10 protein-coding genes are annotated in these 13,818 nt (G+C 43.3%); 5 read left to right on the plus strand and 5 right to left on the minus strand.

The annotated features are described in order from the left end of the window. Nucleotides 1-140: 140 nt before the first annotated feature. On the plus strand, nucleotides 141-2,300 hold the full coding sequence (locus NPE20_RS15355) for an FUSC family protein (protein WP_256539562.1): 2,160 nt from the start codon (nucleotides 141-143) through the stop codon (nucleotides 2,298-2,300). 127 nt (nucleotides 2,301-2,427) lie between these two features. Here the strand turns inward: NPE20_RS15355 and NPE20_RS15360 are convergent, their stop codons facing one another. After that, on the minus strand, nucleotides 2,428-2,919 hold the full coding sequence (locus NPE20_RS15360; RefSeq protein WP_256539563.1) for a PRC-barrel domain-containing protein: 492 nt from the start codon (nucleotides 2,917-2,919) through the stop codon (nucleotides 2,428-2,430). Between the two features lie 22 nt (nucleotides 2,920-2,941). Further along, nucleotides 2,942-3,586, minus strand: coding sequence for an OmpA family protein (locus tag NPE20_RS15365; protein WP_256539564.1), 645 nt, complete (start codon nucleotides 3,584-3,586; stop codon nucleotides 2,942-2,944). Nucleotides 3,587-3,841: 255 nt separating this feature from the next. On the opposite strand from NPE20_RS15365, the gene NPE20_RS15370 reads away from it, so the two are divergent. Then, entirely contained in the window at nucleotides 3,842-5,392 is a 1,551-nt protein-coding gene (locus NPE20_RS15370) for a M20/M25/M40 family metallo-hydrolase (protein ID WP_256539565.1), read from the plus strand. A gap of 799 nt (nucleotides 5,393-6,191) precedes the next feature. Here NPE20_RS15370 and NPE20_RS15375 read toward each other — a convergent pair. Together NPE20_RS15375 and NPE20_RS15380 are read right to left on the minus strand one after the other, a co-directional pair. Then, on the minus strand, nucleotides 6,192-6,911 hold the full coding sequence (locus NPE20_RS15375) for a ThuA domain-containing protein (RefSeq protein WP_256539566.1): 720 nt from the start codon (nucleotides 6,909-6,911) through the stop codon (nucleotides 6,192-6,194). Nucleotides 6,912-6,967: 56 nt separating this feature from the next. After that, nucleotides 6,968-8,677 (minus strand): GMC oxidoreductase, encoded by a 1,710-nt coding sequence (locus NPE20_RS15380; RefSeq protein ID WP_256539567.1) that lies wholly within the window; start codon nucleotides 8,675-8,677, stop codon nucleotides 6,968-6,970. A 153-nt stretch (nucleotides 8,678-8,830) separates the two neighbouring features. Here NPE20_RS15380 and NPE20_RS15385 point away from each other — a divergent pair, with 153 nt between their 5' ends. Beyond that, complete coding sequence (locus tag NPE20_RS15385; RefSeq protein ID WP_256539568.1) at nucleotides 8,831-9,682, plus strand: MOSC domain-containing protein; 852 nt, start codon at nucleotides 8,831-8,833, stop codon at nucleotides 9,680-9,682. Here NPE20_RS15385 and NPE20_RS15390 read toward each other — a convergent pair. Continuing rightward, nucleotides 9,666-10,751, minus strand: a complete 1,086-nt coding sequence (locus tag NPE20_RS15390) for an L-dopachrome tautomerase-related protein (RefSeq protein ID WP_256539569.1) — start codon at nucleotides 10,749-10,751, stop codon at nucleotides 9,666-9,668. The genes NPE20_RS15385 and NPE20_RS15390 overlap by 17 nt on opposite strands. Before the next feature lie 56 nt (nucleotides 10,752-10,807). On the opposite strand from NPE20_RS15390, the gene NPE20_RS15395 reads away from it, so the two are divergent. Both NPE20_RS15395 and NPE20_RS15400 read left to right on the plus strand, forming a co-directional pair. Then, the gene (locus NPE20_RS15395) at nucleotides 10,808-11,314 is read left to right on the plus strand and encodes a hypothetical protein (protein WP_256539570.1); all 507 of its coding nucleotides are present in this window, start codon (nucleotides 10,808-10,810) and stop codon (nucleotides 11,312-11,314) included. A 136-nt stretch (nucleotides 11,315-11,450) separates the two neighbouring features. After that, nucleotides 11,451-13,781 (plus strand): penicillin-binding protein 1A, encoded by a 2,331-nt coding sequence (locus tag NPE20_RS15400; RefSeq protein ID WP_256539571.1) that lies wholly within the window; start codon nucleotides 11,451-11,453, stop codon nucleotides 13,779-13,781. Nucleotides 13,782-13,818 lie beyond the last annotated feature (37 nt).

Consider the following 13,818-nt stretch of genomic DNA (forward strand, 5'->3'; position numbering starts at 1 on the left):
CTATCTAAAATTAAATTACATCAAAAACTAAAAAATTAATAACAGTTAGGACATTTTAATGCAATTATTGTTATTGCAAAACAGTAAACGTTTTATTTGTTTAATTTTGCAAACTAAAATCATCGCCCAATAATTAGTAAATGAACTACCATAAAAGAGAAATAAAAAGCTTTTTTTACAGCCAGTATTTTTCTGACGGGTTGCGCATGTCTATCGGTATTTTGGTACCCTCATTGGTAATGATGCAGTTAGGCAATTTCGATTTGGGGCTTACCATGTCGCTTGGCGCGCTTTGTATTTGCACCATTGACGGGCCCGGGCCAATTTCGCATAAACGTAATGCCATGGCTGTGGGCAACTTATGTTTGCTTGTTGTAGCGTTTATTACCGGTTACGCCCGCCTCAACGTTTATACCCTCGGGTTAGAGATAACCGCTTTCTCGTTTCTTTTTTCTATGCTTATTGTTTACGGTAACCGCGCTGCATCTATAGGCACATCGGCTTTGCTGGTGATGATATTTATGATGGATAAAGAAGTGCCGCCATCGCAACTGCCGATGTTTTGCCTTACTATTTTGGCCGGTGGTTTATGGTACATGATATTTAGCCTGGTGTTTTTTGGGATCCGCCCCTTTCGTGCCGCGCAGCAGATACTGGGCGAAAACGTTGCCGATATTGCACGTTTCCTTCGTATAAAGGCCGATTTTTATATCCATACAACCGATATTGACGAGAATTACCGCAAACTGGTACTACAGCAGATCCAGGTGAGCAATCATCAGGATGCGGTTAGGGAGATACTTTTTAAAAGCCGCCTGCTGGTGAAAGAATCAACCGCGGCCAGCAGGATATTGGTGCTTACCTTTATTGACCTGGTAGATATGTTTGAGCAGATAATGGCCACCCATTACGACTACTCCTACATTCGCGAAAAATTTGAAAGCACCGGCGTTTTAAAAGACATAGCCGATTTTCTGCATCACGTAGCCGACGATCTGGACAACATAGGCTTTGCTGTACTGGCCAACACCCGTCCCGAAAAACTGAGCAACCTGGAACTGCGTCTGGAATATTTAAAACAAAGAATTGATGCTATAGGTACCGATGATAAGGAAACAAGTAACCTTGTGTTAAAGAAGATCCTCATCAATCTGCGTGATTTAAGCAAGAGTATCTCCAATCTTTATAAATACTATCACTCTAAAGCGTCGGATAGTTTGGTGCAGAGCCCAACCGGTGTGGAGTATTCAAAGTTTGTATCCCAGCAAGATTACGCGCCACATGTATTTTTTGACAACCTAACGCTAAACTCGGGCGCCTTTAAGCATGCTTTTAGGGTAGCGCTGGTTTGTTTGGTGGGCTTTATAACAGCAAAGAATGTTTCGTTGGGCGGGCATAGCTATTGGGTGCTGTTAACCATTATTGTAATACTAAAACCCGGTTTCAGCCTGTCTAAACAACGTAATTACCAGCGTTTAATAGGCACCATTGCAGGTGGGGCTATTGGTATACTGATCCTGAATTTTATCCCCGATAAAACCGCGCAATTCATATTGTTAATTGTGTTTATGATAGGCACCTACAGCTTTTTAAGAATAAACTACATTGTGGCCGTTATTTTTACAACGCCTTATGTGCTTATCCTTTTCAAGTTTTTGGGCTTAGGCACCATCAATGTTTTTCAGGAACGCCTTGTTGATACGTTAATAGGTTCGGGCATCGCGTTTATTGCCAGTTACCTTATATTCCCTACCTGGGAGTTTGAGCAGGTTAACGAAACCTTAAAATCGGTTATTACCGCCAATATAAACTACCTGCAAAAGGTATCTGAAAGTATCTCGGGGAAAGTTGTGGAGATAACAGAATACAAACTTGCCCGTAAGGATGTGTATGTAAATTCGGCCAACTTATCGGCCACATTTGAGCGGATGACCTCGGAGCCTAAAAGCAAGCAGCGCAACATTAAAGATCTTCATAAATTTGTGGTGCTTAATCATATTTTAGCCTCCTACACGGCTAATATAGCCTCTGCACTAATAAGATCCGGGCAAAAAACCCCGCATCCGGATATGCTTAAGCTTGTAAAAAGGAGCATTGCCGTGTTAAAAGAAACTGATAAAAGACTGAGTGGTGAAAGTATTACCCTACCCACAACGCATCCCAAAACCGATACCGTTTCAAAGCCCGAAATACAGCCAATACCGCTTACGGCTGATGATATGCTTATGAAAGAGCAATTAGGTTTTATCAATAAAATAACCATTGATATAGCCAAGGTCACTGATAATGTTTTGAGGTAGATTAAGCAAACATGTCGATGGCAAAAATGTCACGGTGAGCTTGTCGAACCACTTGCAAACCATCTCGGCGAGCCTCTCCCACGTCCTTCGACAGGCTCAGGATGACCCTAAACTGCTTATAAAATAATTAAGCATTATCATCGCCGGCAATAAACCCTTCTTCGGTTTTATTGCCATAAAATTTATTTTGGGTAACATGGATAGAACCCGGAGGGATAGGCGCATCTTTTTCTGCTTTTGCAAGCGCAATGCGTATCTCATCGTCGGTATCTTCGTTTATCACACGGCCTTTTTCATAAAGCGGCAAGGCAAGCAAATTGGTAACGCTTACACCCGGCAGTTTCACATTATCGTTTTCTAAATCAAATACGGCTACCTCTATCGGTATCAATACCCGGCCTTCTTCCAGGTCAATATCATTGCTTTCCATATCTAATATTATGTAGCGCACCTTTCGTGTTTCCTCGCTAAACAACAATTCGTACACTTCGCCAACTTTGTTGTTGTGTGTATCCTTTACATCCCAACCAAATATTTCTGGCTGGTTGTCCACAATCTCATAATCGCTTTCGCTTAGTTCCTGTAGACTGTGGGCACTTGTATTATTATTTGAAGACATCGTCGTAATGTTTAATGTATAATTATTTATTGTCGGTATAAGCCACTATTTCAACACTTCGGTTTTGCGCGCGGCCTTTTTCGGTAGCGTTTGTAGCAAGAGGTTGTTTTTCGCCTAATGAATGAATGGATAACTTCCCGCCGTCAATTCCGCCTTTGGTTAGCAGCCAATCCTTTACCGCGTTGGCACGGTCTTCACCCAATCTTTTATTATCACCGGTTAACCCTACCGAATCTGTATGTCCGTAGATGGCTATAGCCGCTTTTTTATATCTTTTTGCAAGCGAGGCGGTTATTTGCTTCAACTTTTCTTCGGCAGCAGGCTGCAAGGTGCTTTCGTTGGCTGCGAACAAGACATTTTCGCCTATACTATAAATGGTATATTTATCATTACCCCTAACTATAATGGCCGTATCGGTCACCTCATCGTATGATGCTTTGGGAATATTAAAGTCTATGGCGTTCCAATCCGGCTGAGTGGTCACAATTGCATTGCTGTCTTTTTTTACGGTATCGGTTGCAACAGTATCAGTTGTAGCAACTTTTAAAGGTGCCGATCTGTTACAGCCTTTGTATAATAAAACAGCTATCGCGATAGCAATAATTGCAAATATGATCCATATTAAAACCGAGCTCTTGCGTTTAGGCTGAACATCTAATTGTGCCATTTTATATATTGAATTAAGGTTCTTACTATCAAGCATTAATTAAGCCAATATGTTTTAAATTTTCTATTTTAACCATAGAGCATACAAAAGGATAGTTAATTATTATGATATATTTAAATAACGCTCTGTGAAACCTCCGCGTCCGAATATTGCAATACAACAGGAATGTTACATCCGCTGTTGTAAACACCATATGTTTTAAGCTGTGCATTTTATACATTCGCTCTACTAAACTAAGCGCTATATCAAACTGATATGAAAAATATTACAAAACTCTTTATTGCCTCGGCATTATTTGCCGGGAACACAACTTTCGCGCAAACAAAAAGCGCGGTGGTAGATAACATTGTTAAAGAAGGTACCGACAACTCCCAACTGGAAAAACTTGCCCACGAATTGCTGGACGGCATTGGCCCACGCCTGGTAGGCACACCTCAATTTGACAAGGCCGGTAAATGGGCGCTCGACAAATACAAAGGCTGGGGTATTACCGCGAAACAGGAAAAATGGGGAGAGTGGCGCGGATGGGAACGCGGCATATCGCACATTGATATGGTTTACCCACGTGTAAAATCATTAGAAGGCACACAACTGGCCTGGAGCCCGGGCATGAAAAAGGCCGTTACTGCCGAACTGATTATTCTGCCCGAACTGGCAGACTCAGTTGCCTTTCAAAAATGGCTGCCGGCTGTAAAAGGTAAATTTGTTATGATATCTATGAACCAGCCAACCGGCAGGCCAGATGACAACTGGAAGGAATTTGCCCTTAGCGGATCAATTGATAAAATGAAAGCCGAACGCACCGCGCAAACCGATGCCTGGAGAAAACGGATTAGCAATACAGGTTTAACCGGACGTACTTTGCCTGTTGCCCTTGAAAAAGCTGGCGCTGCTGGTATTGTTACCTCTAACTGGTCGGCAGGTTTTGGTGTTGACAAAATATTTGGCGCTTACACCAAAGTTGTGCCTACGGTTGATATCGCTTTAGAGGATTACGGCATGCTGTACCGCTTAACCGAAAGCGGCGATAAACCAAAGATCACCATACAAACCGAATCAAAAGAACTTGGCGTTGTGCCAACTTTTAACATTGTTGGCGAGATAAAAGGTACCGAAAAACCTAACGAATATGTAATGCTATCTGCCCACTTCGATTCGTGGGATGGCGGCACCGGGGCTACCGATAACGGTACCGGTACTTTAACCATGATGGAAGCAATGCGGATCCTTAAAAAGGTTTATCCTCATCCAAAACGTACTATATTGGTTGGCCATTGGGCCAGCGAAGAGCAGGGCCTGAATGGTTCGCGCGCTTTTGTTGAAGACCATCCCGAAATTGTTGCTAACCTGCAAGCTTTATTTAACCAGGATAATGGCACAGGCCGCGTAGTTAACATTGGCGGACAAGGCTTTTCTGGCGCGGGCGACTTCATTAACCGTTGGTTAGAGGCCGTTCCGGATACTATCCGTCATCAAATAAAAACCAATTTCCCGGGTTCACCTGGTGGTGGCGGATCAGATTTCGCTTCGTTTGTTGCTGTAGGCGCGCCGGGCTTCTCGTTAAGCTCTAACAGCTGGTCGTACGGTAATTATACCTGGCACACCAACCGCGATACTTACGACAAAATAGTATTTGACGATGTACGCAGCAACGCCATATTAACCGCCATATTAATTTATATGGCCAGCGAAGACCCCGCTAAAATGCCACGCGACAAGGCCGCATTACCTGTTAACAGCCGTACCGGCGAGCCGGGCAAATGGCCGGAGCAAGTAAAAGCAAACCGTCACGGTGGTTTAGACTAAGAAAATATACTGATCTTATATTTAACTCAAGCCCGTTTCATTTATTTGGAACGGGCTTTTCCATATAATAAGGGCGTTGCCTGCGGCCAGGCCTTACGCTCATACGCGCACAGGCATTAGGCGCGAGGCCGGTATCCGCTTCAATCCTTAACGCAGAATTGCCCCTTTTGTCATGCTGAACATCGTGAAGCATCTATCACCGACATTCAATTTCGATAGGCAAAGTTCGCTAATAGATCCTTCGCTATCGCTCAGGATGACAAGTAGAGAAAAGCGTAGGCCTCTCCTCCACGTCGCAAAACAGCTTCGGGCGAAAACGGGAAGAAAGATGGCGGGCTTGTGCGGCTGCAGGGGCAAAGGAAATGTCTGAACCGGGATGAAGCGGATTTATGAGATTTAGAGGATTTCAGGACTGTTAACGAACGAGCGGTGGCCTGACAGAAAAGCGGGCCAAAAGGTAAAGGCCTGTGGGGAGAAGCTTTTTTCTGTCTTGATTTTTGGTTACTTTGTATCAAGACAAAGTAACAGCCTTCCCGCGGCGAATGAGCGGGCCAATGTTCATAGTGGCACACTAAACATTAGAGATGCTAAAATAAATTCGACATCAAATAGCGGGTAAGCACGTTCGCTACCTGTCCTAAAGTTGTTGGTGAGGACACCAACAACGGCGAAATTTCGATTCCCTCCCTTGGGAGGGGTGCGGTGGATACGTGTAATGGCAGGGAGGGGTTATACGCTTTGCTATAAAGTTCATTAACCCCTCCCTACCCTCCCAAGGGAGGGAATTCATATAGGGCGTTTACTTCCCTATCGCATATTTTATCCCACCCAATAAATGTTTCAGATAAAGCGGTTCTGCGTATGAAGCATCGGTGTGGCCAAGGGCTGTGTAAAATGCACGGCCGCCATCAAAACTATGATACCATGCCATGGGGTGGTTATCACCATTTTCGCCGCCGGTATAGCTTTTCTCGTCTATTTTGATTAGTACATGCAAATCATCAGCGATCCACTTGTAATTATACCATTCATCAAGCCTGCGCCAGGTGGCAGGTAAATGTTTGGTAGCGATGAACCCGCGATCTACAATTTCCAGATTAGCTTCCTGTTGTTTGCTGGGGTGGCTTTTAAAGTAAGCGCCCACCAATTTACCATACCATGGCCAATCGTACTCGGTATCGGTGGCGGCATGTACACCAACAAAACCGTGGCCGGCTTTAATGTACTGTTCAAAAGCCGTTTGTTGTTCGTTGTTCAATACATCGCCTGTAGTGCTCAAAAATATTACGGCCGCATATTGTTTTAAATTGTCGGCAGTAAATTTGGCCGCGTTGGTGGTGGTATCTACATCAAAATTATTCTCCTGCCCCATTTTTATTATAGCAGGTATCCCAACTGCAATAGACTCGTGGTGGAAGCCGGCGGTTTTACAAAAAATAAGCACTTTAGGTTTAGCAAAGCTGCAGGCGCTTATTAAACATAGTAGTAAAGCGGCTATAAAGGTGTGTTTGATTTTCATATTTCTATTTCGTAGCTGTCTTTTCTTGATTCTTGACTCTAACCTCTTGACTCTATTTAAAGGTTTCCTTTTTTCAATTCATCCGCGGCAAAATTTGCTGCCCGTGCAGTTAAAGCCATATAAGTTAATGATGGGTTTTGGCACGCAGACGATGTCATACAGGCGCCATCGGTAACAAATACATTTTGGGCATCCCAAACCTGGTTGTGCTTATTCAGTACCGATGTTTTTGGATCATGCCCCATACGTGCGGTACCCATTTCGTGGATGCCATCGCCAATATTGTGGCCACTGTCATGTGTTTCTACATTTTTAACCCCTGCAGCTTCCAGCATAGCTTTCGCTTCTTTCACAATGTCAATCCGCATTTTACGCTCGTTGTCTTTTATCTCGGCATCCATGGAAAGCACAGGCAAACCCCACTTGTCTTTAACCGTTTTATCAAGCGTAATTTTGTTTTCGTGGTATGGCAGTATCTCACCAAAACCACCTATACCTATTCTCCATCCTCCCGGTTCAGAAAGTTGATCCTTATATTTTCCGCCAATATTCATTTCGGCTATTTCGCGACTCCAGCCATTCCTGCTTGCGCCGCCCTGGTAACCAAAGCCACGCAGATAGTCGCGTTTATCATCGCCAACATTAGCAAACCTTACCACATAGGTACCGTTTGCCCTGCGGCCGTAATAATATTTATCTTCGTAACCCTCTACATCGCCGCTTGCGCCAAGGTTGTAGTGGTGATCCATAATATTATGACCAAGTTCGCCGCTGCTGCTACCTAAGCCGCCGTCCCAAATATCAGTAGCCGAATTCATCAGCACCCAGGCACTATTTAGCGCCGAAGCATTTACGAATACAACCTTCGCGTAAAACTCATAGGTTTTGTTTGTTTCGGCATCAAGCACCTCTACTCCCTTTGCTTTTTTGCTATCCTTATCGTATAAAATTTTTGTAACAATCGATTGCGGTCTTACGGTAAGGTTGCCCGTACGTAATGCTGCAGGAAGAGTTGACGACTGTGTACTAAAGTATCCGCCAAACGGGCAGCCCTCCCAACATCTGTTTCTGAACTGGCAACCGGTACGGTAAGGAATAGGCTTGGTCAAGTTAGCTACACGGCCAATGATCATGTGCCTGCCAAATTCTTTTTTAATACTTGCCGCTACATCTTTCTCTACCCAATTCAAATCCATTGGCGGTAAAAAATGGCCGTCGGGTAAATTAGGTATACCTTCTATAGAACCACTGATGCCTGCAAATTTTTCGGCATGTTCATACCATGGTGCAATATCTTTATAGCGGATAGGCCAATCTATTGCCCAGCCATCCTTCGCGTTAGCTTCAAAATCAAGGTCGCTCCAGCGGTAGCTTTGGCGTCCCCATAAAATGGAACGGCCACCCAAACGATACGATCTCCACCAGTTAAAAGGTTTTACTTCGGTATAGGGTGCATCATGCTCATTTGCCCAGGCATCCATTATGGACTCTTGCGCACCCCAGTTGCGCGATATTACCGGGCGTTGTTTACGCTGCTCCAGCGTTACATTACCACGGTGTTCAAAATCCCAGGGATTAAATTGTGCGGTTTTATAATCTTTTATATGTTCATAATTAGGACCCCGTTCCAGCATAATGGTTTTTAGGCCACGTTCGGTGAGCTCTTTGGCGGCCCAGCCGCCGCTAATACCCGATCCTATTACTATTGCATCATAAGTGTTGTTGGCCGTAGCCTTACCATTAATGTTTGGTGCGTTAACTGACATTTTAAAAGGTTTGGCCGGCCCAGGGGAAACCGGCAATGGTTATTTGGGTTAATTGATCAAACAATACTATTAATTAATAGTCAATAAATCAATTGTATTTTAAACATTTATAATTCTTTTAAAAATTCATACGTCAATGCATTACTTTTGTGCATGCTTCGTGTTAGTCAGCTGTTTATTTATCCCATAAAATCGTTAGGTGGTATTGCGCTTGATACCGCCCAATTAACCGACCGCGGGCTACAGCACGATCGCCGCTGGATGCTGATAGACGAAAACAACCGTTTCTTATCCCAACGCGAGCACGCGCAAATGGCCCTGTTTAAAATTGAGCTGGAAGCAGATAGCCTTAAGGTTACTTATACTACCGACGGCTCGCATATTAATATCCCTTTTACACCACAGAAGCAAGATTTACTGGATGTTACCATTTGGGATGATACCTGCACCGGGCAATTGGTGAGCGATGTGGCAGATGCATGGTTCACGGTTAAATTGGGTATCCCAGCCCGCCTGGTTTACATGCCCGACGAAACCCACCGCGCTACCGACCCAAGGTACACCACCCAGGGCACTATCGCTTCTTTTGCCGATGCATACCCTGCCCTGCTTATTGGCCAGGCTTCATTAGATGACCTTAATAAGCGACTGGCAGAACCATTACCCATGAACCGCTTTCGCCCAAATATTGTGTTTGAGGGAGGAGAACCATACAGCGAAGATCTAATGGATCATATCCGGATAAATGGTATTGATATGTACGGCGTAAAACTTTGTGCCCGCTGTATTATGACCACTATTGACCAGCAAACCGCCATAAAATATAAAGAACCTTTAAAAACCCTTGCCCGTTACCGCCGTAAAGACAACAAAATACTCTTTGGCCAAAACCTGGCTTTTAACAGTACCGGAATGTTAAATATAGGCGATGAAATAAATGTGCTATCGCAACATACCGAAGAAAGGTTCCTGATCGGTGATACAACCGCTACTTCGGCAGTTTAACTTTGTAAACCCTGTAAGGGTACTCCACTTTACTTTCCCCGTTATTATATCTTGGTAAACGGTTCATTTGCGAGGCACTTACATAAAGGTATCCGTCATTGCCAATTCCAAAAGAATCGGGCCATGACAGTCGGGCATCCTTCACCAGGAAATGCACTTTACCATTTGTGGTAACATATTGTATAGCATGGTCGGGCGAATCGCTTAAGTATACATTACCTCTGGTATCGGCTATCATGCCATGGCAGATCCCGGTTTCGGCAACCATTTGTACCTTAGTGCTCAAGTCGGCATCAGTTAAGGTTACATTGGCTAAATGTTCGGTAGCAATACGGTATAATTTTGTTTGATTGATTGCACGGAAATAAAACCACCTGTTATCGCTGGTTAAAGCAATGCCGTTTACGTTGGATACAAATGGCGTACCATCGTTATTTATCACATCCTTACCATCCAAATGCAGCTTAAGACCAGGTTCTGCCACGGTAGACTTATCATCTTTTAACACCACCCTGCTTTTCCCGCTCTGCAGATCGAGCACGACGATGGCATGCTGCCCCGGGTCTGACATGTAGGCCAGCTGCCGGCTGTTATCTATACACATATCGTTTAAAGCGATCTTATCTTTTGGCAGGTCATCAAAGGTGTAAATGCGCTGTACTTTATTATCATCTAAACTTATTTTTAAGAGTTTAAACTTACCTTCCTTCTTCTTTCCATCGCCAATAACCGCGGCCCAGCCTGCCGGGTAAGAGTCAAGCACCCATAAGTTATTCTGATAATCGGCATACAGATCCTGTACACTCATAAAATGGGTTTCTGATTGGGCGGTATCAACTTTATTCCAATCCGCATCGGGGAATGGCACGCGCTGCCCGTTCACAATTTCTGTTAACCCGTACAAATAAGGATCGGTACGCGGGAATGATACAAACAAGCGATTACTTCTTGGCGCAACAGCCACACCAATAGGCTGGTTTTTACCGAATGACGCCACCTCGATAAGCTGCTGTGCCATAGATACGTATGCTATTGCCATGATGGATATAGTGGTGAATATCTTTTTCATTTATTTTATACTACGTAAGCGGTTTGGTTTACAGTAATTATTAGCTTTGAGAACCAATGAAGAAACGCCTAATTCTTTTCCTTTTTATAATTTTCAATTGCCTTTCAGTTGTCGCTCAAATCAATGACAATAAAATACGACTTTCTGTTTTAAAAAAAGGCATCATTAACCATACTTTCATTTTTGGAAAATGGACTAAGGAGGGCAATACTGAAACGCATTTAAAGTATTTAGGATCAGTTACTACTGTAAAAGGAAAAACCTATAAAATTATGACATCTGTTTGGTATTGGGGTTTGTCTCACCGTGCAACTTCACGAGTATTGGTATTTACCAAATACAATCATTATGTAGGTGAGTACTATGTATCTTCAGTTTATGATATCCCCGATAAACTTGCAGATGGAAAACTGATATTTAAAAATGATGATAATCCGGATTGTGACAAATCTGTTGTTACTGTTATTGACCTGACCCAGGGGATACCCAAACAAGTTTTCTTAAAATGTAAAGGGGATTATGGTGATCTATATTCGTTTCAGGCGACTAACAATGTTGATTAGGAATATTAGCTGAACTCCCCCATAAAATATTTCTCCCGTCAAACATATTAACTTAAAATTTACTTATTAAAATTGCGTTGTTAACTTTTGTTTATGCCCGCTATGATTTGGGCGCTTAATTTTACATCTTTACCCAATGTTCAGAGAAATAAAGAACCGGTATCTAAGATATTTTACTGTATTTATATATTTTGTTATAGTTTTTTTCTGCGCCATTGAGTTAAATTTTCTCTGGCTATTTGGGTACTCGCCTGACATGCAGGACATTAAACAACCCACCATGTCGGTTTCATCAGAGGTTTATACTGCGGATGGTAAGCTGATAGGCAAGTTTTATAAAGAGAACCGCTCGCCTGTTGATTATAAAAGCATCTCCCCTAACCTGATAAATGCCCTTGTGGCTACCGAGGATGTGCGCTTTTACAAACATGGCGGTGTAGATTTCCTGGGCTTTTTTGGAAGTTTAATTTCTACCGCAAAAGGCGACAGGCGCGGTGGCAGTACCATTACACAGCAGTTAGCAAAAAACCTGTTTAGTACCCGTAAGCGTAAATCGCAGGGACTGATAAGATATGTCCCCTTATTACGCACGGTTGTATTTAAGTGTAAAGAGTGGATCACCGCTTATAAAATAGAGCACCAGTATAGCAAGCAGCAGATACTTACCATGTACTTAAATACCGTTCCGTTTGGTAACAACTCCTTCGGTATAAAAACGGCTACGTTAAAATATTTTAATAAATCTCCCGATGCGGTTAATCCTGCCGAAGCTGCTACACTGATAGGTATGCTTAAAGCAACATCTACCTACAACCCAAAAACCAATCCCGAACGTTCATTGGAGCGCCGCAATGTGGTTTTGGGTCAGATGGAAAAGTACCATTATCTGGATAAAGCCACCTATGCAGCCAATGCAGCCTTACCTTTAAACCTTAACCTGAATTATATTGACAGGACCGGTCAGGCCGATTCATACATTCGCCACGCGGTAGAAAAATGGCTGGATAAATGGTGCAAGCAAAACGATTACGACTTGTATGAGGATGGATTAAAGATCTATACTACCATCGATTCTAAATTGCAGCAATACGCCGAAGAGGCCGTTGCCCAAAAAATGAAGATGCTGCAAAAGCGCTTTAACAACCTGTGGGGCAATAAAAACCCATGGAGAGACAGCAAAGGTGTGGAGATAAAAGACTTTTTATTAAAGGCTGAGCAAAGGCTGCCGATATACAAGTTGCTTAGCAAAAAATACAACGGCGATACCACGCAGATCAACGCATACTTTGAGAAAAAGAAACGCATGAGCGTTTTTACCTGGAACGGTGACAAGGATACTACCTTCTCCAGTGTTGATTCTATAAAATATTATACCAAGATCCTGAATACCGGCATGATGACAATGGAGCCATCTACCGGAAAAATTAAAGTTTGGGTTGGCGGTATCGATCATAAATATTTTAATTACGACCACGTTAACCAGGCTAAACGCCAGGCAGGATCAACATTTAAGCCCTTTGCTTATGTTACCGCTTTAGATAACGGCTTTACCCCTTGCGATAAGTTTACCGATAAACCGGTGACCATTAAATACAAGGACAACGGTAAAGACGACATATGGCAGCCAAACAATGCCGATTTCCACTTCTCGTACCGCGAAATGTCGTTACGTTGGGCTATGGGAAAATCTGTAAACTCTATTACCGCGCAGATTACCGAGCATGTTGGCTGGGATAAAATTGTAGAATACGCGCACAAAATCGGTATCGAAAGTCCGCTGAAATCGGTACCATCTGTATCATTGGGTTCAAACGATGTTTCGGTATTTGAAATGGTGAGGGCATACAGCACTTTCCTAAATAAAGGCGAAAAGGTTGACCCATTACTGGTAACAAAAATAACCGACCAAAAAGGCGATATCATACAGGAATTTACCCTGAAAGCAGAACGTGTTTTGAGCGAGGAAACTGCCTGGCTGATGTTGTATATGTTCCGCGGTGGTATGGAAGAACCGGGCGGTACATCACAAGCCCTGTGGGAATATCCAAGCCTTTGGAAAAAGAACAATCAGATTGGCGGTAAAACAGGTACTTCAAGCGATTATGTAGATGGCTGGTATATGGGGATCACTAAAGATCTTGTAACCGGTATTTGGGTAGGCGCCGACGACCGAAGTGTACATTTCACTTCATCAGAAACCGGCGAAGGTTCGCATACAGCGCTCCCAATTTTTGGTACGTTTATGGAAAAAGTTTATGCCGATCCAAAATCCGGCTATACTTACGGGCCATTCCCTAAGCCATGGGTAAAAATAAAAAAGGAGTATATGTGCCCATCGCCAATTATAAGGGAGGATACCACAACAACCGATAGTTTAATGGAAATGCCTATGGATACAACGGCCACGCCGGTAACCGTGCCTGCGCCAGAAGAAAATCCGGAGAACAAGCAACCAGCTAAAAAATAAAATAAGCAACCAAGCTTGTCTTGGGTACGTATTTAGT

Source organism: Mucilaginibacter aquariorum, from assembly GCF_024498135.1.
GTDB classification, from domain to species: domain Bacteria; phylum Bacteroidota; class Bacteroidia; order Sphingobacteriales; family Sphingobacteriaceae; genus Mucilaginibacter; species Mucilaginibacter aquariorum.